Annotated in this window: 23 protein-coding genes; 14 read left to right on the top strand and 9 right to left on the bottom strand. The window is 38.7% G+C overall.

Annotated features, from left to right (window positions below):
* The first annotated feature begins 84 nt into the window (after window positions 1-84).
* On the top strand, window positions 85-1,359 hold the full coding sequence (locus tag K1720_RS08285; RefSeq protein ID WP_251948408.1) for a tRNA (N(6)-L-threonylcarbamoyladenosine(37)-C(2))-methylthiotransferase: 1,275 nt from the start codon (window positions 85-87) through the stop codon (window positions 1,357-1,359).
* A gap of 374 nt (window positions 1,360-1,733) precedes the next feature.
* Here K1720_RS08285 and pepQ read toward each other — a convergent pair whose 3' ends face one another.
* Window positions 1,734-2,777, bottom strand: coding sequence for a Xaa-Pro dipeptidase PepQ (gene pepQ, locus K1720_RS08280; protein ID WP_251948406.1), 1,044 nt, complete (start codon window positions 2,775-2,777; stop codon window positions 1,734-1,736).
* Between the two features lie 121 nt (window positions 2,778-2,898).
* On the opposite strand from pepQ, the gene K1720_RS08275 reads away from it, so the two are divergent.
* Window positions 2,899-3,306 (top strand): RNA-binding domain-containing protein, encoded by a 408-nt coding sequence (locus K1720_RS08275; RefSeq protein ID WP_251948404.1) that lies wholly within the window; start codon window positions 2,899-2,901, stop codon window positions 3,304-3,306.
* Here the strand turns inward: K1720_RS08275 and hflX are convergent, their stop codons facing one another.
* The 5 genes from hflX to K1720_RS08250 form a co-directional block, all read right to left on the bottom strand.
* Window positions 3,307-4,581, bottom strand: a complete 1,275-nt coding sequence (gene hflX, locus K1720_RS08270; protein WP_251948403.1) for a GTPase HflX — start codon at window positions 4,579-4,581, stop codon at window positions 3,307-3,309.
* A 99-nt stretch (window positions 4,582-4,680) separates the two neighbouring features.
* The gene (locus K1720_RS08265) at window positions 4,681-5,013 is read right to left on the bottom strand and encodes a nascent polypeptide-associated complex protein (protein ID WP_251950652.1); all 333 of its coding nucleotides are present in this window, start codon (window positions 5,011-5,013) and stop codon (window positions 4,681-4,683) included.
* A gap of 70 nt (window positions 5,014-5,083) precedes the next feature.
* Window positions 5,084-6,121 (bottom strand): tetratricopeptide repeat protein, encoded by a 1,038-nt coding sequence (locus tag K1720_RS08260; RefSeq protein ID WP_251948401.1) that lies wholly within the window; start codon window positions 6,119-6,121, stop codon window positions 5,084-5,086.
* On the bottom strand, window positions 6,109-6,636 hold the full coding sequence (gene otg / locus K1720_RS08255; protein ID WP_251948399.1) for a methylated-DNA--protein-cysteine methyltransferase: 528 nt from the start codon (window positions 6,634-6,636) through the stop codon (window positions 6,109-6,111). The genes K1720_RS08260 and otg overlap by 13 nt, the downstream gene beginning before the upstream one ends.
* Window positions 6,623-7,363: an RNA methyltransferase gene (locus K1720_RS08250; protein WP_251948389.1), complete on the bottom strand. Its 741-nt coding sequence runs from the start codon at window positions 7,361-7,363 to the stop codon at window positions 6,623-6,625. Before K1720_RS08250 ends, otg begins: the two co-directional genes overlap by 14 nt.
* Window positions 7,364-7,503: 140 nt before the next feature.
* Between K1720_RS08250 and K1720_RS08245 the strand changes: the two genes are divergently transcribed.
* From K1720_RS08245 to K1720_RS08235, 3 genes are read left to right on the top strand one after another with little or no spacing between them, the layout of a single operon-like run.
* Window positions 7,504-8,406, top strand: coding sequence for a 2-dehydropantoate 2-reductase (locus tag K1720_RS08245; RefSeq protein WP_251948387.1), 903 nt, complete (start codon window positions 7,504-7,506; stop codon window positions 8,404-8,406).
* Window positions 8,407-8,440: 34 nt separating this feature from the next.
* Window positions 8,441-9,088 carry a TIGR00153 family protein gene (locus K1720_RS08240; RefSeq protein ID WP_251948385.1) on the top strand — a complete coding sequence of 216 codons (648 nt, stop codon included), beginning with the start codon at window positions 8,441-8,443 and terminating at the stop codon, window positions 9,086-9,088.
* A gap of 2 nt (window positions 9,089-9,090) precedes the next feature.
* Window positions 9,091-10,008, top strand: a complete 918-nt coding sequence (locus K1720_RS08235; RefSeq protein ID WP_251948383.1) for a D-2-hydroxyacid dehydrogenase — start codon at window positions 9,091-9,093, stop codon at window positions 10,006-10,008.
* A 56-nt stretch (window positions 10,009-10,064) separates the two neighbouring features.
* Here K1720_RS08235 and K1720_RS08230 read toward each other — a convergent pair whose 3' ends face one another.
* Entirely contained in the window at window positions 10,065-11,066 is a 1,002-nt protein-coding gene (locus K1720_RS08230) for a 2-hydroxyacid dehydrogenase (protein ID WP_251950650.1), read from the bottom strand.
* A 108-nt stretch (window positions 11,067-11,174) separates the two neighbouring features.
* Between K1720_RS08230 and proS the strand changes: the two genes are divergently transcribed.
* Entirely contained in the window at window positions 11,175-12,641 is a 1,467-nt protein-coding gene (gene proS, locus K1720_RS08225; RefSeq protein ID WP_251948381.1) for a proline--tRNA ligase, read from the top strand.
* On the opposite strand, the gene pcp is transcribed toward proS, so the two are convergent.
* Window positions 12,635-13,240 (bottom strand): pyroglutamyl-peptidase I, encoded by a 606-nt coding sequence (gene pcp / locus K1720_RS08220; RefSeq protein ID WP_251948379.1) that lies wholly within the window; start codon window positions 13,238-13,240, stop codon window positions 12,635-12,637. The two genes, proS and pcp, sit on opposite strands and share 7 nt — an antisense overlap.
* A gap of 64 nt (window positions 13,241-13,304) precedes the next feature.
* Between pcp and K1720_RS08215 the strand changes: the two genes are divergently transcribed.
* Both K1720_RS08215 and K1720_RS08210 read left to right on the top strand, forming a co-directional pair.
* Window positions 13,305-14,420, top strand: coding sequence for an NAD(P)/FAD-dependent oxidoreductase (locus K1720_RS08215; protein WP_251950648.1), 1,116 nt, complete (start codon window positions 13,305-13,307; stop codon window positions 14,418-14,420).
* An 8-nt stretch (window positions 14,421-14,428) separates the two neighbouring features.
* Window positions 14,429-14,758, top strand: coding sequence for an ASCH domain-containing protein (locus K1720_RS08210; RefSeq protein WP_251948377.1), 330 nt, complete (start codon window positions 14,429-14,431; stop codon window positions 14,756-14,758).
* A gap of 12 nt (window positions 14,759-14,770) precedes the next feature.
* Here K1720_RS08210 and K1720_RS08205 read toward each other — a convergent pair whose 3' ends face one another.
* The gene (locus K1720_RS08205) at window positions 14,771-16,243 is read right to left on the bottom strand and encodes a carboxypeptidase M32 (protein WP_251950646.1); all 1,473 of its coding nucleotides are present in this window, start codon (window positions 16,241-16,243) and stop codon (window positions 14,771-14,773) included.
* A 159-nt stretch (window positions 16,244-16,402) separates the two neighbouring features.
* On the opposite strand from K1720_RS08205, the gene K1720_RS08200 reads away from it, so the two are divergent.
* The 6 genes from K1720_RS08200 to K1720_RS08175 all read left to right on the top strand — a co-directional run bounded on the left by K1720_RS08200 (window position 16,403) and on the right by K1720_RS08175 (window position 22,557).
* Entirely contained in the window at window positions 16,403-17,686 is a 1,284-nt protein-coding gene (locus K1720_RS08200; RefSeq protein ID WP_251950643.1) for a bifunctional L-myo-inositol-1-phosphate cytidylyltransferase/CDP-L-myo-inositol myo-inositolphosphotransferase, read from the top strand.
* A gap of 178 nt (window positions 17,687-17,864) precedes the next feature.
* Window positions 17,865-19,412 (top strand): alanine/glycine:cation symporter family protein, encoded by a 1,548-nt coding sequence (locus K1720_RS08195; RefSeq protein ID WP_251948375.1) that lies wholly within the window; start codon window positions 17,865-17,867, stop codon window positions 19,410-19,412.
* Between the two features lie 48 nt (window positions 19,413-19,460).
* Window positions 19,461-20,837: an acetyl ornithine aminotransferase family protein gene (locus tag K1720_RS08190; protein WP_251948373.1), complete on the top strand. Its 1,377-nt coding sequence runs from the start codon at window positions 19,461-19,463 to the stop codon at window positions 20,835-20,837.
* Window positions 20,838-20,918: 81 nt separating this feature from the next.
* Window positions 20,919-21,335 (top strand): hydrogenase nickel incorporation protein HypA, encoded by a 417-nt coding sequence (hypA, locus tag K1720_RS08185; protein ID WP_251948371.1) that lies wholly within the window; start codon window positions 20,919-20,921, stop codon window positions 21,333-21,335.
* Window positions 21,332-22,057 carry an Mrp/NBP35 family ATP-binding protein gene (locus tag K1720_RS08180; RefSeq protein WP_251948369.1) on the top strand — a complete coding sequence of 242 codons (726 nt, stop codon included), beginning with the start codon at window positions 21,332-21,334 and terminating at the stop codon, window positions 22,055-22,057. The genes hypA and K1720_RS08180 overlap by 4 nt, the downstream gene beginning before the upstream one ends.
* A 26-nt stretch (window positions 22,058-22,083) precedes the next feature.
* Window positions 22,084-22,557 carry a hydrogenase 3 maturation endopeptidase HyCI gene (locus K1720_RS08175; protein ID WP_251948368.1) on the top strand — a complete coding sequence of 158 codons (474 nt, stop codon included), beginning with the start codon at window positions 22,084-22,086 and terminating at the stop codon, window positions 22,555-22,557.
* The last annotated feature ends 13 nt before the right edge of the window (window positions 22,558-22,570 follow it).

Genomic DNA, 22,570 nt, shown 5'->3' with positions numbered 1-22,570 from the left:
AGTTGTTATTTTTCTTTATTCGATTTTTAAGTACCACATCTATAAACCATAGTCTTTTTAAATGCTTCAAAGGATTGGATTGCGATGAGGATTTATTTAGAAACTTACGGTTGCACAAGGAATAAAGCAGATGCTGAAATGATAGAGGCTCTACTCCTTAGAGCAAATCATGAAATAGTTGATTTAGATAGTGCAGAGTATGCTATTGTAAACACATGTGCTGTTAAAGATCCGACGGAAAAGCATATGGTTAAAAGAATCAAAGAGCTTCTTGACAGCGGAAAGAAAGTTATAGTGACAGGGTGCTTACCCCACATTAACCTGCAGGCTATAGATGAGAGGGTTTCTGGAATTCTTGGAGTTAAAAGTTTGGATAGGATCATTGAGGCAATAGAGATCGCTGAAAGGGGAGGAAAGCTCGTTAGTGTTGAGGGATGGAAAGATCGGAACATCGACAAACTTGAACTTCCAAGAGTGTGGAAAAGTGGGGTTGTTTTTGTAGTTCCTATAAGTGAGGGGTGTTTAAATGCCTGTACTTACTGTGCAACTCGTTTTGCACGAGGTGTTTTAAGAAGTTACAGGCCAGAGCTTATAGTGAAATGGGTAAAAGATGCAATAAATAGGGGATACAAAGAGATACAACTTTCCAGTGAAGACACGGGATGTTATGGGTTTGATATAGGTACAAACTTAGCTGAGCTTTTAGACGAAATCACAGCAATAGAGGGGGACTTTAGGGTTAGAGTGGGCATGATGAACCCAAACAATGCGATAAAAATACTTGATGAGATCATAGAAGTTTATAAAAATGAAAAAATCTACAAATTCCTTCATCTTCCGGTTCAAAGTGGAGATAATGAAATTTTAAGGAAAATGGGGAGAACATACACCGTAGAAGAGTTCGAGGAAATAGTTAGGGAATTCAGGAAGCACATAGATAATCTCAACTTAAACACTGATATAATTGTAGGGTTTCCAGGCGAGAACGAAGAGGCTTTTCAACACACAGTGGAGCTTATTGAGAGAATAAAGCCTGATAAAATAAATGTCTCGCGCTTCTCACCAAGACCGGGTACCTTGGCTGCTAAGATGCGAGATCAGATTGTGGGATGGAGAGTAAAGGAACGATCTAGATATCTCCATAGACTTAGATTGGCCATAAGCTACGAAATAAATAAAAAGTACGTTGGTAAGGAGATTCTAGTCTTAACACATAACGAAGGTAAGAAAGGTGGAATAGAAGGAAGAACCATGAACTATAAGGATATTATTCTTCCCGAAGCTCCAGTAGGAGAATTCATGAAAGTGAAAGTTACAAAAGCCACCTCTACGTATCTATTAGGGGAGATAATAAGCTGACCTCCTCCTCACCGCGAGAGAAATGTTTACGGGCCCATCACTTACTCGCGTTACCGCTTTCGGTTCAGCCCGAGGGCCGGGTCTCCGGCCCGTTACCCCTACCGCAGAGCGGTTCGAGGTTATCGCTTCAAAGATCATTCTAAGAGTTTCAACCATCTCAGCGGTGATATATTATAAAGGACGCCTTACGGCGTCTTCCTCGCAAAGACAGGAGGACACAATGAAACTCCCTTACAGGGGTTGTTCTTAAGTGGCCCCTTTGGGATCTTATTACGCTATCCTATAAGTTTAAAAAATTTCGGTGGTTTAAAAGTTTCCTTGGGTAGTTCACAACATCTCCACCCTAAAGAACGGGACTCTTAAAAGATAAAAAACTAAATAAGCTCTCTCTCAGTCTTTGTTAGTCTTTTTGCACCATTTTTTGTGATAACTACAGTATCTTCAATTCTAACTCCTCCAAACTTTGGAATATATATCCCAGGCTCTATGGTGATTACCATGCCCTCTTTTAGAACAGTTTCGTCATGTTGAGAAACCCTAGGCCATTCATGTACTTGAAGACCAAGTCCATGGCCAAGGGAATGTATAAATTTATCGCCATATCCGTATTCTGATATTATATCTCTTGCAATGCTGTCAAGTTCTTTGGTTGTTATCCCGGGCTTAGCAGACTCTACAGCCTTTTTCTGGGCTTCGAGGACTATTTCATAAATTTCTTTTTGCTTCCCATTTGGAGAACCAACTACAATAGTTCTCGTTATGTCAGAATTGTAATGCCGATAAAAGGCTCCAAGATCCATAACAACAAGATCTCCTTTTGTAATCCGTTTGTCACTTGCAGTTCCATGTGGAAGGGCGGAGCGATAACCACTTGCTATTATAGTATCAAAGGCAGCCTTTTCAGCACCTTCCATCTTCATAATGTACTCAACTTTGGCGGCTACTTCCTTTTCTCTTTTTCCTTCACTGACTTCTTCTATTGCAGTCATTACTCCAATGTCGGCTAATCTGCAAGCGTCTTCAATAACTCTTATCTCTTCTTCAGTTTTTATCATTCTGAGTTCTTTTATAATTTCATCCAAGAATTTAAACTCCTTAATTCCCGATTTTTCTTTCAGAGCTTTACTAAATGAGAGACTCATAGAACCTTCTACTGCAACTGTGTTAAATCGTTTTAAATATTCGTAAACCTCGTCTATTTTTTTGAACTTCTCAACAGGGATCTTTGACTCTTCTTTTGCCTGTTCATACTCAAGCTCTGGTACGAGGAGTACTTCTTCATCGGAGTCTATAACTAGGTATCCCCCAATGAGCGGTGCACTTCCAGTAAAGTAGAATAGATTTGGAGCGCTCGTGATTAAAGCTACATCTATTCCATTTTCTTTGAGATATCCCCTGATCTTTTCAATCCTTATCATGTTTTTCACCAATTGAGATGTATTTCGAAATAATAAAACCCTTTCGCTAAGGTCTTCCTCATTCTGAAAAAGTCAAAAACTTCAAAAACCCCGTACTTTAACTAGTAATGGTGATCAAAAAATGTTTGAAGAAATTGAGGTAGAAGCTTACGTTTACCCCACAGAAGATATAGAAAAAGTAAAAAAAGCAATGCTTAACTTAGTGTCTCCCTTAGAGTTTGATGCATTTGATAAGGGCGAATATATATTATTGGTGGGTAAAACGAAAGATAAAAGGGCCCTACAAAGGCTTTATGAACTCTTTAGAGGCCAACAGATATTGGATACAGCAAGGGCGATGCTTGAAGATGGATATTTTGGTGAAGAAATAATAATAAAAGTCCACAAGCAAGTTGCCTATGTTGGGAAAGTCAACTTTAATGAAGAATCCCCGTTAGGACCAATAACAATTATAATAAAAACAAGAGATCCACAACGACTCATGAAATGGCTTGCCCCTAGGACAAAAGATGGAGTTCCAATAGAATAGCTAGCTTGGGTGTTTCAATTCTACTCCCATTCTTGTTAAGCTTTTTATCATACCAACTTGAATATAAGCAAAAATCCGAGTGGTTTCTCCGTACTTTACGTCCAAGATTTCTCCAATGGAGTTTATTAGAGCCATGACTTTGGGGACTTTCTCTTTGTCCTTTATTAAAATTTCAAATAACCTATATTTTGGAAGAGTAAACATTATCTCATCTAAAGAAGCTTGAAGTTCGTTTAGGTCATTCTTCTTCGCTGATATTGAGACAATACTATGCACAACCACTCCTTTCCTCTTAACGAGCTCTTTCAAGGCTTTCTTTTTATCCTGAACATCTTCTTTACTAGTTAGATCATTTTTATTTAGGGCGATTATAAGGGGCTTATCTAAGGCTTTTAGCTCTTTTAGGACTTCAATTGAAGCTAAAAACTTCCGTTTTATTTCGCCCCATGGTTCGCTCACGTCAAGAACTAACAGAACGATATCTGCTCTAATAATCTCTTCTAGGGTGGAGTGAAAAGCTTCAACTATAAACGGCGGAAGGTCATCTATAAATCCAACGGTATCAGTTACCAATGCTCTCTTTCCATTTATTGTAAATCTTCTTGTAGTTGTATCTAGTGTTGTAAACATCTGCATTCTAGCCTCAATTTCTTCATCTGCTAAAGCATTAAGAAGAGTCGATTTGCCAGCATTCGTGTAACCGGCTAAGGCAACGAGTATAAATCCTACCTCTTCTCTCCTTTTTCTTTTGACCTCTCTATCTGCCTTTACTTTCTCAAGCTCTTTTCTTATCCTTCCCATACGATAACGTATGTGTTTGAGATATTGTTGTGTCTGGTATTCACCCATACCCTTGAAACCGGCTCTGTCTCCAAGTTTAATTCTTCTAATGGCTTCTTTAACAAGAGGAAGCTCGTATTGAAGGTTAGCGAGTTCTACTTGTAACTTTGCCTCTTTTGAGTGAGCCCGTTGTTCGAATATTTCCAGAACTAGTTGCCATTTATCAATAACATCTATTTTGAGTTCTTTTGTGATGTTGAATGATTGTGATGGTGTTAGGGGATTGGCAAATATTATCCTATCTGGATTTAGCTCTGTTATTAGTTTTTTAATCTCTTGAAGTTTTCCAGGCCCTACATTGTACTTAGGGTGTTCTTCCCTAACTTGCTCTACTATTGCTAGAATTTCATAGCCTGCACTTTTCAGAAGCTCCTCGAACTCTTCTCTATTCACGGCTTTTCTTGGTGAATGTCTTATTACTCCAATTGCCTTCATTGAAGAAAGCTAAACTAGAAGGGTTTATATAGTTTTATATTCTAAAATATCTGATATTTAGGATAAGGTAGATCTTTTTCAAGAGAAATGAAAGAATCATTAAGATTCTTGGAGTTTTAGAATAGCTTCGGCTAAATCTCCCTTTGTTTCTTCTAGCGCTTTTTTAGCTGTTTCGTAATCCGCTCCTGTTTGCTCCATTACCAGTTTGATGTCTTCTTCTGGAATATTGAGGACTTCTCTGACTTCTTCTTTACCAACGATCTGATAACTCTTCTCTCCCATTGCTACTATACTGGTGACAGTGGGATTTGTAATAACAATTTCCTTATTCTCAAATCTTATTATGACTTCTTTGACTCCTTTGAGCTCTTCCATTTTTATTCCAAGTTGCTTCATGAGTTTTTGCATTTGCTTAGGATTCATACCCTTCATTGGTATCATTTTTATCACCAAAAAAGAATTCAAAAAGGAATATATAACAGTTTCTCAAATCCTCTAGAAATCAGTTGTTGGATTCTTTTTCTTCTTCTGGAAAGTTTGAGGTCTCCTCATTAGTCGTCATAATCTTTTTTCTGTACTCTTCATATTTTTGCCTTGCCTCTTTGGCTTTTTCTTTTTCGTCAAGGTAGTCATAAGCCTCTGCTACATGTTTCCACCACATAGGATCTTCTTCAACTTCTTTGAGGCAGTATTCAAGGAATTTTTGATAAGCCTCTTTTGCAAGTTTTTCGTTGCCAAGCTTTCTTGCTATGTTTCCAACGTCCTCCCAGAAGACACCTTCTTCTTGAGCTTCGCCTTTGTAGTACTCTAATGCCTTTCCCCACGCTTCAATAGCTTTTTCTTCATTACCAAGTTCTTCATAGAGTTTTGCTACATCCTCCCAGAACCATGGTTCTTCTTCAGCGTACTTTTCTAAGGCCTTTGCGGCTCTTTCCATTTTTCCTGCTTTTTTCCAATATTCGTGAGCCTCTTTCAAGTAATAAGTATCTTTTTCTTTTTCATAAAGTTGCTCGTATATCTCAGCAGCTTTTTCGTAGTTCTCTGCCTTTTCATAGGCCCATGCAGCACTTTCCATCCATCCCAACTTTTCATACATCTGTGCGGCTTTTAGATAGTTCCCTTTTTTTTCGTACTTCCTTGCAGCAGCTTTATACTTGCCGGCTTTCTCAAGATTTTCAGCACTTCTAAAGCGATCCATTAAGCTCAAATCTGGTTCGCTTATATACCAAATCCCAAAGGCCAGTCCGAAGATAAAGAAGAGTATTACTCCTCCAACTATCTTAAGTTTTTGCCAAGTAATGGTTAGATATGTGGCATAGGCACTAAGACCAGTAGGGATAATTAGTAACCCTGCATATTTCCAGCTTTCAGCATATAGTGTTAATGCGAGGAAAAATCCAAGCATGAGAGTCAAACCCAAGAAACCTAATCCTAAGACTATCCTTACTAACATCCAAAAACCCCATTTATATATTATGCCCGCTACTATCGCAATAATGAGGAATAGGAATCCAATTAGGTAGGCTTTCAATTTGTCCACTTTTTCACCCCCTCAATCTCAAGTAAAAATCTTTTATACTCTCTTTTTGGTGTATAATTTCCAATGTTATTCGAAGCAATTACTCGGTGGCAAGGAACTATTATGGGGTAGGGGTTCCTTTTCATGGCTCCACCAATAGCTCTCGGTGAGCTCCTAAGCATCTTAGCTAGCTCACCATAAGTTATGACTTTCCCTCTTTTAACCTTTTTTGTAAGTGTATCGTAAACTTTCTTCTCAAATGTAGTAGTTCCTTCAAAGCTTAAATACTTGAGACCTTTTTTATTCTCGATATCTCCAATAAGGATTTTGTAGACAATCTCCGGAAATGGACTTTCTTTTTCCTTAAGTTCAGCATTTACTCCTCTTTTTTGAAGATACTGCGTTAAGGAAGTTATTCTTTCCTGAAGGAATTCTCTCCCATCAAAAGAAAATGTTATCCCTTGAATTTTCTTATCAAATATAACTGCTATTAAAATCTCCTTGTTTTTTATCTTGAAAGACTTAATCGTTATCATTTTTACACCTCTCAAGGATCTCAGTGGCTTTTCGTAGAGGACCATAAATTGAATGAACTTCCTTTGCATATATAAAGCCTCTTCCTAAAAACCGTTTAAACATCAACACATAAAATTTCCTTTTTTCTAAATCCTTAGGATATTGAAGGACATCCAAGAATCGTGCCCAGAGGTTTACTGCCCTTTCTCTTTCATCTCTTGTAGATTTTCTCAATTTATCTTTAATTTCAGGAGGTGAGAGTTTTAATCGCTGTTTGTATATCTCGTAAAGAATGATGCCAACTGCGTGACTTAAATTCATCACAGGATATTCTTGGCTTGTGGGTATTGTCACAGTGAAATCAAGCATTTTGAGTTCTTTGTTATCTAATCCTCTGCTTTCTCGTCCAAATACTATTCCAACACTCCCATCATAAAGGAAAAGTCGCTTTGCAAACTCCTCTGGATTTATAGGGGTTCTTTCGGGAATATAATCCTCTCCAGCCAGACCGCTTGTACCTATGGCTAAGTCAGTGCCGTTTAGGGCCTCTTCAAGTGTTTCTACTATTTGAGCATTTTCTAATATTTCTACTGCATGCACTGCAAACTTTCTTGCTATCTCATTATTTGGGCTAACCTTAGGATTTACAAGAATGAGATCTTTTACTCCAAAGTTTTTCATGACCCTTGCAATAGCCCCTAGGTTTATGGTGTATTCCGGTTCGACGAGTATTACTTTTATCTCCATGACTGCAAGATATTTAAAGACAAGCATTAAAATGCTTACGGTGGAACGATGAGTAATGTTGAAGATACTTATGTTTTTTATGTATTCAATTATGCGAGTAGTTTACACTGGCAAATTTCCTTTTGTGAGGTGAACGAGGCATGAGGATTTATGTTCTTGGAGCGGGTTCAATTGGTTCTCTTTTTGGAGCTCTCTTATCAGAGGCTGGTGAAGATGTAACCTTGATAGGAAGATCTGAACATATGAGAGAGATAAATGAGAGAGGCCTTAAGATAGTTGGAATTAAAGAATTTACAACTTATCCAAAGGCACTTACTGAAATGCCCCCTGAACCTCCAGACTTGTTAATTTTATCTACAAAATCTCACTCTACACCATATGCTCTTGAATGTGCTAAGAAGAGTATTGGACCCAACACTTGGATATTAAGCATCCAGAATGGCCTTGGTAACGAGGAAGAAGCGTTAAAATATAGTGAGAATGTTTTAGGAGGGATAACCACAAATGGTGCAGTACTGGAGAAGTGGGGAGTGGTAAGATGGGTTGGGGAGGGAATAACTATAGTTGGCCAATATCCAAAAGGAAGGGAGATATTTGCAGATGAGGTCGTAAAAATATTCAACAAAGCTGGCTTGAAAACAAAATTAAGTGAAAACATTGTCGGATGGAAGTGGGTAAAAGCAATAGTGAATTCTGCAATAAATCCAATAGGTGCAATTTTGGGTATTAAAAATGGAAAAATTCTTGAAGAGGAATACCTCCTAGAACTCGCTAAGAGAGTTGTAAAAGAAGGGTGTCATGTTGCAACCCAACTTGGAATAGAATTCGAAAAACATCCTATTGAATTTTTGATTGAAACTTTGGAAAATACACAAGAAAATTATAATTCCATGCTTCAGGATATCAAAAGAAGGAAAAAAACTGAGGTAGACTTTATAAACGGAAAAATAGTCGAATATGGAAGAGAAATTGGGATAGAAACACCATTAAATTTTGCCCTCTGGAGTTTAGTGAAAGCTAAGGAGAACCCACAAATTAAATAAGGAATTAACAGTCATTATATTGAGGGGAGAGAAAATGCCTATATTTGGGGGTAAAGAAAACAATGTCTTTAAGACAATAGATGAACATCTTAAAGCCGTTGAACTCACAATAGAAAAACTCCGTATATTAATGGAAACCTATCTTGCAGGGGATTTGGAAAAAGCTGAAACTTTAATGAAGGAAGTTGAAGATCAAGAAAGAGTAGCCGACGAGCTTAGAAGAAAAATTGAGGTAATGCTATATCAGGGTGCATTCTTACCTGTAAATAGGGGCGATTATGCTAGATTATCTGAACTTATAGATAGTGTCGCAGATGCAGCGGAGAGTGCAGCCCATGCATTGATCTTAGCCAAGCCCAAAACACCTGTGGATTTAAAGGAAGAAATCTTAGAGTTTGTAAATACCTCCTTGGAGACATATAAATTGTTTGAGCAGTCAGTAAAAATGCTTAATACCAACGTTGATGGAGCGATAGAGTATGCAAAGAAAACAGAGCTTGCAGAGGAAGATGCTGATAGGATAGAGTACGAACTAGTGAGAAAAGTTTTTGAGAGTGAGAAGATAACAACTTTTGCAAAACTTGTATGGAATCAAGTCTTGACTAAAATCGGGGACATAGCCGATAGGGCTGAAGATGCCTCCGATCAAGTATTGTTGATCGCATTAAAGAGGAGGGGTTGAAAATGAAAGTGTTAGTTGCTGCGCCATTGCATGAAAAAGCAATTGATGTTTTAAAAAATGCCGGATTGGAAGTGGTTTATGAAGAGTACCCCAACCAAGATAGACTTAAAGACCTCGTGAAGGATGTAAGTGGAATAATTGTTAGGAGCAAACCAAAAGTTACGAAAGAGATTATAGACGCTGCTCCAAATCTTAAGGTTATAGCAAGAGCAGGTGTTGGGTTGGATAATGTAGATGTAGAATATGCAAAGAGTAAAGGGATAGAGGTTGTTAACTCTCCTGGGGCTTCAAGCAGAAGTGTTGCTGAACTTGCTGTGGCCTTAATGTTTAATGTTGCTAGAAAAGTGGCTTTTGCTGATAGAAAGATGAGAGAAGGAATCTGGGCTAAAAAACAGAGCATGGGCTTCGAACTTGAGGGCAAGACACTTGGAATAATCGGTTTTGGAAGGATAGGATACAATGTTGGGAAAATAGCAAAGACCATTGGAATGAATATTCTTCTCTACGATGTATACAAAAATTATGAACGAGCAAAGGAGATAGGAGCAGAGTTTGTTGAACTTGAATATCTCTTGAAAAATAGCGATGTCATTACAATCCACGTTCCTCTCTTAGAGAGCACCTATCACCTGATTAATGAAGAGAAATTAAAGCTCATGAAACCCACCGCAGTGCTTATCAATACATCAAGAGGGCCAATTATTGATACTAATGCTTTAGTAAAGGCACTTGAAGAAGGGTGGATTGCAGGAGCGGGTTTAGATGTATTTGAAGAGGAACCCCTTCCAAAGGACCACCCACTAACAAGATTTGACAATGTAGTACTTACTCCCCATATAGGAGCATCTACAGTTGAAGCTCAAGCGAGAGCAGGCATAGAAGTTGCAGAGAAGGTCGTCAAGATTCTTAAAGGAGAATGAATCCATCTCTTTTATTCTTATTTCTAAGTTAGAACTTATAAGTTAAAAGTAAAAAGTTAGAGGAGCTTTACTTCTTCAATTGGTTTTATCTTTAACACATCCCTATTGACAAGATTCTCTGGTATCTCCCCTTTAAATATCGAAATTATGTTTTTAACTGCTTGGAATCCCATATCTTTCATAGCTTCTTCTGCTAGTCCAGCATGATGGGGTGTTAACACTGTCTCCCATTCCATCTCGAAAAGTTCACTTTCTTGAATGGGCTCTTTTTCAAAAACATCTGTAGCAAAGCCTTTTAATTTTCCTTCTTCTAGAGCTTTGACAAGTGCTTTTTCATCTATTAGTGTTCCCCTTCCAATATTGACTAGATATTTTCCTTCTAGCAGTTTAAGTCTCTCCTCGTCAATTATGTGATACGTCTCCGGAGTAGAGGGGAGTGCTAGAATTATGATGTTGCTTTCTTTTATTACTTCATCCAGAGGTAGCCACTTTGCATTAACTTCTCTTTCGATGTCCCCTTTTCTACTTCTGCTCCAATAATAAATTTCAGCACCGAGAGCCTTCATTCTTCTTGCTATACTCTTTCCAATTGGTCCCATTCCCAAAATCCCAACTTTTTTACCATAGACAGTTTCTATATCTTTATACCAAGCCCACACTGTTTTATGGGAATCCCAAAGGCCTTTTCTAATGAATTTATCGGAATAAACAATCTTTCTTAAAAGTGCTATTGTAAGTCCCACGGCGAATTCTGCAACTGCCTCACTTAGAACACCACTCACCTTTGTTACGTATATTCCTTTTTTGGTTGCTGCATCAATGTTTATATGATCATAGCCTGCTGAATGAGTACTTATCACTTTGAGATTCTTACCCCTTTCTATAATCTCCTCATCCACAAGATTTAGGGGAGAGACTATTAGTCCATCATATTCTTCAATAATTTCGAGTATTTGGCTTCTCTCCGGATATACTATGACATTTACATCGCAGAATTCTTTCAGAAGCTTTAGGGGCTCAGTTTTCATGTTAAACAGGACTAAAACCTTCGGTCGCATGAGTTCCACCATTAAAATCTTCATCGAAGCATGTTAATAAACTTTTCCTCTTTTATTTGCGAAAGATTAAAAAATATTGGATGATTTTAATGGATAGGTGGTGATTTTATGGAAAATGTTAGCAAAACAGCAAATGTAAAACGAGAGAGAGTGATGAATGAGTTTAGCGACTGGTACAATGAGATGATAGAACTTGCTGAGATACAAGATAAGAGATATCCAGTAAAAGGTATGAACGTATGGTTGCCATACGGCCTTAGAATTATGAGGAATATCGAGAATTTAATACATGAAGAGATGGTGAGGACAGGTCATAATGAAGTTCTCTTCCCAGCACTAATCCCCGAGAGTGAATTTGAAAAAGAGGCTGAGCATATAGCGGGTTTCCATGGTGAAGTTTTATGGGTTACTCATGCTGGTGAAAAACCCCTCGAAGTAAAACTAATTCTGAGACCAACAAGCGAGACTGCTATGTATCCCATGTTTAACTTATGGATTAGGTCTCATGCAGACCTGCCATTTAAAATCTATCAAATAGTTAATGTTTATCGTTATGAGACAAAGCATACCAGACCTTTAATTAGAGTTAGAGAGATAAGCAGGTTCTTTGAGTCCCATACAGCCCATGATAGTTTTGAGGATGCTGAAAGACAAATAAGAGAGGACTTGGAGATATTTGATAATCTTGCCAAGAATCTTGCCCTCCCATATATAGTCTCTAAACGACCTGATTGGGACAAATTCCCAGGAGCATTCTATTCCCTTGGAGCAGAAGTTATAATGCCAGATGGAAGGACATTGCAAATTGGAACTATGCACAACTACAAGCAGAACTTTGCCAAAGCATATGAAATAACGTATGAAACAGAGGAAGGAACTCATGAATATGTTCACCAAACAACATTCGGAATGAGTGAGAGACTCTTAGCCGCTGTCATGGGGATTCATGGAGATGATAGTGGTCTTGTATTGCCTCCAACCATAGCTCCAATACAAATAGTGATAGTGCCAATTCCAATGAAGGATTCCCCCTATGATGTAAATGCATATGCTAAAGAGATAGCCAAAGACCTTAGAACAGCAGGTATAAGAGTTTATGTTGATGATAGAGAGGATATAAGGCCAGGAAGGAAGTTCTACGATTGGGAAATTAAGGGTGTTCCCTTGAGAATTGAAGTTGGTCCAAGAGACGTTGAAGGAAACAAGGCAGTATTTGCTAGAAGGGATACCTTTGAAAAGTTCAGTGTTGATAGAGATAAGATTGTGGAAGAGGCCAGAAAGACCCTTGATGCAATCATGGAAAATCTATATGCACGAGCAAGGGAATTCTTAGAGACTCACATAAAGAGGGTAGATACGATAGAAGACGCTAAGAAGGTCTTCGAAGACAGAAGAGGGGTAGTAGAACTTCCATGGTGTGGCGAAGAAAGTTGTGGCGTGGAAATGGAAGAAATCCTTGATGCCAGCATGCTTGGAATTCCATATCCAGAAGAAACAGCCAAAATTGAAGGAAAGAAGTGCGCCAACTGTGGAAGGGATGCAAAATACGTAGCAAGATTTGCAAGAACCTATTGATCCTTTATACTTTCTTTTATTGTTATTTCTAGTGCTTTTCTTATCATTTCTAAGCTCATTGAGGGCTGGGGCTTTTCTAAAACTTGCTCTGGGATGTAAGGTACATGTATGAACCCTGCTTTTATATTCAAGTTGTTTATTGCTATGTGGTGAAGAGCAACATACATTGCTGTATTGCATACATAAGTTCCAGCACTATTTGAAATCGCGGCAGGGATTTTATTATTTCTTAAACTCTTCACGATTCTTTTGATTGGTAGCGTTGAAAAGTATGCTGCGGGTGCTTCTTTAAAAATTGGTTCATCCTCAGGTTTGTAGCCATCATTGTCCTCTTTTTTTGATTCCATAATGTTTATTGCCACTCTTTCAATAGTAATGTTTGCTCTTCCTGCTGCTTGTCCAGTCAAAATTACAATATCTGGCATTGTCTTGTTTAGAATCTGTGGAAGTTTCTCTTTGATGCCCTTGAAGCTAACAGGAAGTTCTTTTTTTAGGATTTTTACTCCATCTATCTTTTCGGGGAGGTCTTTAACTGCTTCCCAAGAGGGATTTATTTTTTCTCCTCCAAAGGGTTCAAAACCTGTGATCAAAACTCTCATTGTTTGCCACCAAAAACTAAAAGTTTAATTAGGATTTAAAGCTTACACCTTTTTGGTGAGGTTGATGAAATATGATGTTGCGATAATTGGTGGGGGTCCAGTAGGGAATTATTTGGCAAACCTTCTTGCAGGCGAGTTTAAAGTTGCTGTTGTGGAAGCGAAAAACTCTTTTGGAGGCAAAGCCTGTACTGGGATTCTGGGAGCAGAAAACTATGAAAAACTCAATCTTCCAAAAGAAGCCATTGTAAATAAGTTGAGAGGAGCAGTATTTTATTCAAGAATTCAGAGTTTTGAGATAGAACGCCCGGCCTCTCAAGCTTATGTAGTAGATAGAAAGATCCTAGAAAGGAAACTTGCAGAAAATGCTATTAAAAAAGGTGCCGAATATTATATGGGAACTAGGTTTTTAGAATTTAAGAATGGGAAAGCTATTGTCCAGAGGTTTAATGAGAGATTTGAAATTGAAGCAGATTTTTATGTAGGCGCTGATGGTGTCGGAAGTAAAGTAGCTCAAGAAATAGGGGCAAAGACTGACGCCGAGTTTTTGAGTGGATATGAAGTGGAAGTTGTTGGCGACTTTAAGAAGACAGACTTTGTAGAAATCTGGGTCAACAAAGAGATTAATAATGAATTCTTTATGTGGCTTGCTCCTATAGATGGATCCACTGCAAGGCTCGGAACTTTTGGCACATACGATGCTCTTCTTAGATTTGTGAGGCTTAGGCTTCTTAAGGAGACTAATATTGTGGAGATCAAAACAGGCAATGTGGGGTTAGGGGTTAGAAAGCCTTGGGTAAGAGGGAACGTTGCTCTAGTTGGTGATGCAGCATTACAGATAAAACCCCTAACTGCAGGAGGGATTGTCTATGGGATGCTCTGTGCTCATGCCCTTAGGTACTCGATTAGAAGAGGAAACTTAAATGTGTATGAAGATCTATGTAAAGATGTAAAGAAACAGATAACGTTTGGTTTGAGAATTAGACGCTTATTCAAAGCCCTCAATCAAGACCAAATAGAGAAATTCTTCGAAGTATTCTCTAGTAAAGAGGCTAAGGAAGTTATTGAAACTTATGCAGACTTTGACGATCATAAGAAAACCATAACTGCACTTGTAAAGAACCCTAAACTGCTTGCTAGAGGTTTGAGGGTTTTCCCAATGCTTTTGAGGTATCTTGTATAGGTGAGACTATGGAATGGGAAATGGGTCTGCAGGAAGAGTACCTAAGGTTAATCAAAGAAGGAAAAAAGAAAATTGAAGGCAGGCTTTATGATGAAAAACGGAGGCAAGTAAAGCCTGGGGACACGATAATATTTGAAGGGAAACTAAGGGTTAAAGTAAAAGCTCTTCGAGTATACCCTTCTTTTAGAGAAATGCTTAGTGAAGAAGGAGTTGAAAATGTTTTACCGGGGGTTAAAACTATTGAAGAAGGAGTCCAAATTTATAGGCAGTTTTACACTGAAGAAGAGGAGAAAAAATACGGGGTTGTTGCAATTGAAATAGAATCAATAAAAGAATGAAAAAGAAACAGTTCAGTCCAAATATTTCTCTTTTATATATTTGATGAAGTACTCTGGGTTTATTCCTTCTCCAAAGCTCTTCTCTAGCAGTTCTTTTGGTGAATATACGCTTCCGTATCTGTGGACTTTTTGCTTTAGCCACTCTCTTATTGGGGCAAATTCTCCTGTTGTTATTTTCTCATAGAAGTCAGGCATGTCCTTAAGGATGTAGTTCTTAATTTGTGCTGCTAATAATGTTCCAAGGCTATATGTGGGGAAATATCCAACAGTAGCATGGGCCCAGTGTATATCTTGGAGGATCCCTTCTTTATAGTTCTTGGGTCGTATGCCGAGGAGTCTTTCAAGCTCATCGTTCCATAGCTCTGGTAGTTCTCTTGCTTTTACTTCTTCATTTATCATGAGCTTCTCAAGCTTGTACCTAAGGAGAATGTGCATGTTATAAGTTACTTCATCAGCTTCTACCCTGATATAATCTGGTCTTACCATATTGAGGTAAGCATATAGATCCTCGGTAGTATAGTTTCTTATAAAGGGTAGCTTTTCTTTTAATAGTGGATAGATGAGTTCTGCAAATTCTTTACTTCTTCCAATTATATTTTCCCAAAATCTGCTTTGACTTTCGTGGATCCCAAGGGAAACTCCTCTAGCTATTGGTGAGAACATGAACCTTTCATCTACCTGCAGTTCGTATAATGCATGTCCAAATTCATGAACCACTGCAAGGAGAGTCCTCCTGAAGTCGAAGCCCTCATACCTTGTAGTAACTCTAACATCATTAATTCCAAATCCGGATGTGAAGGGGTGGGGAGAAACATCGAGCCTTCCTTTTACTCCGAGAGGATATCCTAATAATTCGAGAATTCTTAAGTTGACTTCTTCCATGGCTTGGATTTCATATTTTTCCCTTTCTAGAGGGTGTTCGTTTGAAATTTTTCCCGCTTCGAGAATCTGCTCTAATATTGGCTTTAGGTCTTTTTCAAGCTTTTCAAAAATAGGCTCGAGGTCCTTTGTTCTGAGTCCTTCTTCATAGAGGTCCAATAACGCATCATATGGATATTCGTCGTAGCCTAAATACTCTGCAGCTTTTTTTGAGAGTTCGATTATCCTGTCGAGCCAAGGTTCAAACTTTCTAAAGTTGTCTTTTTCTTTAGCTTCGCTCCAAGCCATTGTAGCCTTGCTCCTTACTTCGCTGAGCTCTCTAACGAATTCGGGGGGAAAAGCCTTGGCGATTTTTATTTCTCTTTGGAGAACTCTAATAACTCCTTTTTCGTAATCGTTCAATGTTTCTAAAGCGGAAGCTTTCTCAACTAGATCAAGAAACTTTGGGTCTAATGTTAAACTTTGAGCCAAGACAGAAAGTTCTCCTTTGGCAACGCTTCTCTCTGTGATTCCCATCTTGGGCATGTTGACTTCCATGTCCCATCCAAGAAGACTTTGAGCATGTTCTATTGCCCATATCTTTCTATAATGCTTTAAAATATTCATCACAACTTCATTTTGGAAGACTTCTTCTGTCACTTCTATTCACCACTGTATACTTCAGAGTTAAACTTTTAATTTTTTCGATAAATATCTGAACGGAAAAAGATGTTTAGAATATGCCCAAAGCTTTTAGGATTTGGGTAATAATATTATATGAGAAAAATGAAAGCAGTTATTCTTGCAGCGGGTTTAGGCATCAGAATGGGTGAATTGGCAAAGGGGATACCAAAATGTTTAATAAAAGTGGCTGGACGAGAAATACTTTACAGAACAATGAAGCTTCTTGAAGAACAAGGCATTGAAGAGTTTATTGTAGTCACCAACCCTCATTATATGGGAAAGCTAAAAGACTTCTTAGAAAAAAATAGGTTTAATTACAGAATTCTCGTAAACCCATATCCAGAAAAAGGTAATGGGTACAGCTTATATTTGAGTAAAAATTATGTCTCTGGAAAATTTGTGTTGGTAATGAGTGATCACATATACGAGGAGAATTTTATAAAAGCGGCTCTGAAAGGAGAGGGAATTATAGTTGACAAAGTTGGAAAATTCACAAACAACGAGGAAGCTACGAAAGTAAAAATCAAGGAAGGTAAAATAGTAGATATTGGAAAAAATATTGAAGAATATGATGCTTTTGATACAGGATTCTTTCTTTTAAGACCCAATATATTTGATATAGCTGAAAAATTGCTTGAGAAAAAGGAGGTTTTGGAGTTAACGGAAGTGGCCAAAGAGGCTAGATTGAAAGTAACTGAAGTAAATGGATTCTTTTGGATGGATATTGATACTCCAGAAGACGTAAAGAAAGCTAAAAGACTTTTAATAAAGAATGCTGTAAAAGATACGGGAGATGGGTTAGTTTCAAGATATGTAAATAGGAAAATTTCCACAAGAATTAGTGAACTCCTTGTTGATTATGTTGAACCATTCCACATGACTTTCTTTTCCTTTTTAGTAGGGATTAGTGCAGGCTTACTTGGACTTTTCAACCCACCATTTGCAGGGATTGTGTATCAGGTGAGTTCTATTCTCGATGGTGTGGATGGAGAGATCGCAAGGAGTGCAATGAAAAAAACCAGATTTGGCGGCTATCTTGACTCGATTCTAGATAGATATGTGGACTTTTTTGTTCTTTGGAGCCTTGCTATTTATATGAAACCAAGTCCTCAGATGTGGTTGATAATACTGCTTGCTATATTTGGTTCTTTCATGGTGAGTTATTCTACCGAACGCTACAAAGGAGAGTACTTTGTTAGCGCTTATACTTCGATACCTGTTCTGAAATATCTTATTGGAAAGAGGGACGAAAGAGTGTTTATGACAATGCTCTTATGTTTGGCAGGAAGACTGGATATTTTATTCTTTCTCCTAGCATTGATAACTCATTTGAGGGTTTTAGTTACGGTATATCTTATTTGGAGAAAGAAAGAGACTAATTCATAAGGTAAAAATATTATCCTTTGGAAAGTATCTGAATAAAAGAGTGTGCTTTTTTGTTAGAAATCTTTTTGACTTTAGTCCATTCTACACCATAGATGTACTGGAAAGTTTTAAATAATTCCTTGACGTTAATTCTAATGCTATGGTGCACTTTATAGTGCCAACTACAGGAGGTGCCTAAATGAGTGCCATTATGGACTTTATAAACTGGCTTGATGGTATGGTATGGGGCCCCCCAATAATGATTTTACTGGTGGGCACTGGACTGTTGCTAACAATATACCTTGGGGGTATACAGTTCCGCAGACTTGGATGGTCTATAAAGTTTACTCTTTTTGAGGGAAGGAAGAAACAGGGAGAAGGAGACATTACTCCGTTCCAAGCATTAATGGCTACTATTGCTGGAACGGTAGGTATAGGAAACATTGCTGGTGTTGCGACTGCAATAGCGGCTGGAGGTCCTGGTGCATTATTCTGGATGTGGGTCACAGCTTTAGTTGGAATGGCCACTAGATATTCAGAAGGTCTTTTGGGAGTTGCATTTAGAGGCAAATTACCCGATGGGACAATGATTGGAGGTACATTTAACTTCCTTGAGAGGGGGCTCAGCGAAGAAGAGATTTCCCCAACGTTCAGAACAATAGCAGGCATATTTATTATCCTGTTTGCACTCTTCATAGGCTATGAGGCCACAAAGCTAAGTGGTGGACTTATGATACTTGCAGTAATAATTGCAATTCTGTTCTTGATACTAGCGTTATACCTTATCTCCGGACGCTCTCTTCCAAGCCTTGGAAAGACCCTTGCAATACTGTTCGCGTTGTTTGCAGCAATCTCTGCATTTGGAATTGGAAACATGACTCAAGCGAACTCTCTGGCCTTGGGAATGAAGCAAGCTTTCAATGTCCCAACATGGATAACAGGAGCATTCTTCGCGTTCATAACATTCATAGTTATCGTCGGTGGAATTAAGAGAATAGGTGAAGTTGCAGAAGCGTTAGTTCCATTAATGGCAATAGTCTACTTTATCTTTGCAATTGGAGTCTGGATTAAGTATGCCGGTCAATTACCAAGTGCAATTAGTCTCGTCTTCAGAGATGCATTTACTGGCCAAGCTGTGGCTGGAGGTGCTGTAGGTACAGTGATCAGGTGGGGTGTGGCAAGAGGTCTCTTCTCTAACGAGGCTGGTCTTGGAACTGCTACACTTGCTCACGCTGCAGCAAGAACAGACCACCCATCAAGACAAGCACACGTGGCTATGCTGGGTCCATTTATTGATACAATTCTCATCTGTTCATTAACCGGTATCTCAATTGTAGCTACCGGTGCATGGGAGACTGGAAAGACCAGCACTCCATTGACACAGGAGGCCTTCGCTAGAGCATTTGGCCACATAGGTGAAGTAATGGTTGTTATAGGCGTTATCCTCTTTGCTTACTCTACAGTTCTTGCATGGTCATTCTATGGTAGACAGAACATCATGTATTTAGCAAAGTGGATTGAAGGAGATCCAGAGAAGTTTGCAAAGCTTTATCCAAAGCTTCACTTGATCTACAACCTACTGTTCGTAGTGTTCATATTCATTGGTGCAACAACAGCCCTTGAAAACGTATGGACATTCTCAGATATGATGAACGGTCTTATGGCAATACCAAACCTTGTTGGACTACTCTTGTTGGCCACTGTAGTCAAGAGGTACACAAGTGAATTCGTTTCAGCTAATCCGTGATTTCTTTTCTATTTTTGCTCTTTTTCAGCTTTTGTGAGGTGATTTAAGATGGAATATCCAAAATTAGTTGTCAGTCCTCCTGGACCTAAAGCTAAAGAACTCGTGGAGAGGGAGAAGAAAGTTATTTCTCAAGGTTTAGGGGTTAAGCTTTTTCCAGTTGTTCCCGAGAGAGGATATGGAGCACTTGTTGAAGATGTTGATGGGAATATCTTTATTGACTTCCTTGCCGGTGCTGCCGCTGCGTCAACGGGTTACGCTCATCCAAAACTCGTTAAGGAAGTACAGGAACAGGTAGCTAAGATTCAACATTCAATGATAGGGTACACCTACAGCAAAAGAGCTATAGAAGTGGCTGAGATCTTAGCTGAGAAAGCTCCGATAGACAATCCCAAAATTCTTTTTGGTCTTAGTGGCAGCGACTCAATAGACTTGCTTATGAAGGTTGTTCGCTTTACGACAAGAAAACCCTGGATTGTAGCATTTATTGGGGCTTATCATGGACAAACATATGGAGCAACTTCTGTAGCTGCTTTCCAAAGTTCCCAAAAGAGAGGTTTTTCTCCTTTGGTGCCGAATGTGGTGTGGGTTCCTTACCCTAATCCTTACAGAAACATCTGGAACATTGACGGATATGAAGAGCCTAATGAGCTCATAAACGCTTTTATTGACTATCTTGAAAAGTACGTCTTTGCCCACGTAGTTCCTCCCGAGGAAGTTAGTATGCTATTAGCAGAGCCAATTCAAGGGGATGCCGGGATAGTTGTACCTCCGGAGGACTTTTTCAAGGAACTCAAGAAAGTACTTAATGAACATGGAATTTTCTTGGCAATGGATGAAGTGCAGACGGGTATTGGAAGAACTGGAAAGTGGTTTGCAAGTGAATGGTTTGATATAAAGCCAGAGTTTATTTCATTTGGAAAAGGTGTTGCAAGTGGAATGGGATTGAGTGGTGTCATAGGAAGAGATGAGCTCATGGAAATGACAAGTGGGTCAGCTTTGTTAACTCCCGCAGCCAATCCTGTGATTTCAGCAGCAGCATATGCAACGTTGAGAATAATAGAGGAGGAAAACCTTATTAAAAATGCTCTAGAAGTTGGCGAGTTTATAAAAAAGCATTTGCTTGAATTAAAAGAACAGTATGAAGTAATCGGGGACGTTAGAGGAAAAGGCCTCATGATAGGAGCAGAGATTGTAAAACCAGGTACGAAAACACCAGATCCAGAACTCACAGGGAAGATATGCTGGAGAGCCTTTGAACTTGGCTTAATTTTGCCGAGCTATGGAATGTTTGGAAACGTTATAAGGATAACCCCACCACTTGTGATAACCAAGGAGATAGCAGAGAAAGGATTGGAGATAGTTGAACAGGCTTTGAAGGATGCGTTAGCGGGCAAAGTGACACATAAAACAGTTACCTGGCATTAATCCTTTTCTTTTTAAACACCTTTTGTTAAAAACACCACAATTTATAAACTCTCTTATTTAGACTTTTCTGGAGGGGATAGAATGCACGAATGGGCACTTGCCGATGGGATAGTTAGGACTGCTATTGAGTTTGCAAGACAACATGGAAAGGAAAAGGTTCTTGCTTTAAGGATAGTTCTTGGAGAACTTCAGGACGTTAATCAAGAGATTTTGGAATTTGCTATCAACGAGATAAAGAGGGGAACTATTGCAGAAGGAGCAGAACTGGAATTTGTCATTGAAGAGGCAGAGTTTAAATGTAGGAACTGTGAAACCGAGTGGAAACTCAAAGACGTAAAGAGCGGATTTGATGAGAGAATAAAGGAAGATATTCATTTCATACCAGAAGTTGTTCATGCGTTCTTGGCCTGTCCGAAATGCGGGAGCAGAGACTTTGAGGTTACAAAGGGAAGGGGAGTTTATCTAGCAGCAATAAAAGTTGAGGGTGATGAGGAGTGATTGACCCTAGAATAAAGGCCGTTGAAGCCAGACTTGAGAAAGTGAAGAAAATTATTCCAGTAGTAAGTGGCAAAGGTGGAGTGGGCAAGTCAATGGTATCCACGACATTAGCACTAAGCTTAGCCCAAAAAGGTTATAAAGTGGGTCTTCTGGATTTGGACTTTCACGGAGCAAGTGATCATGTTATCCTTGGTTTTGAGCCCAAAGAATTCCCTGAAGAGGACAGGGGAGTCATTCCGCCAGAGGTTCATGGAATTAGGTTCATGAGTATTGTATATTACTCCGAGGATAGACCAACACCACTTAGAGGGATGGAGATAAGCGACGCTTTAATAGAACTCTTAGCTATAACCAGATGGGAAGACTTGGACTTTTTGATCATTGACATGCCTCCTGGAATGGGAGATCAGTTCCTCGATGTTTTGAGATTTCTCAGGAAAGGAGAATTTCTTGTTGTTGCAACTCCTTCAAAGCTTGCTATTAACGTTGTCAAAAAGCTACTTGAACTTTTAAAGGAACAGAACCTCAAGATAGTAGGCATCGTGGAAAATATGACATTTAATGGAGGAGAGGAAATCAGAAATCTTGCCAAAGAATTCAACATCCCTTACTTAGTAGAGGTTCCACTTTACAGAGATTTGGATGCTAAAGTTGGTAACATTGAGGAGTTATTAAAGAGTGAATTTGCGAAGAAGATTGAAGAAGTCATCAAAGCTCTTTAATTCTCCCTATATTTTTGGTGATGGAGATGGAACTTAGGGAATTCTTTTCGGATGTTGAAAAAGTAGTGATATGCGGCATTGGAAACGATACTAGAGGAGACGATGCCTTTGGAGTGTATGTTGTAGAAAGGTTGAAAGAAAGAGTCTTCAATCCTAAAGTGGTTTTTCTTAACTGTGCTGAAATGCCAGAGAGTTATGCAGGGAAAATCATTAGAGAAAGACCTTCTCACGTGGTTTTTATTGATGCAGTGCATTTTGAAGGAAAACCAGGCGAAATAGTTTTAGCAGACCCTGAGGGAACACTAGGGGAAGCATTTTCAACTCATAGAATGCCATTAAAGCTTTTGGTAGGTTATTTGAAGCAAAATATAGATGCTAAATTTCTCCTTATAGGAGCACAGCCAAAGCAGATTGGATTTTTTGTAGAGATGAGTAAAGAATTAAAAGAAAGTGCAAAAAAACTTGTAGATGTATTAGAACAGATTTTGAATGAAATTTAGATTTCTCAGAAGT

Source organism: Thermococcus argininiproducens, from assembly GCF_023746595.1.
Lineage (GTDB): Archaea > Methanobacteriota_B > Thermococci > Thermococcales > Thermococcaceae > Thermococcus_A > Thermococcus_A argininiproducens.
This window is presented reverse-complemented; position numbering and strand designations above follow the sequence as displayed.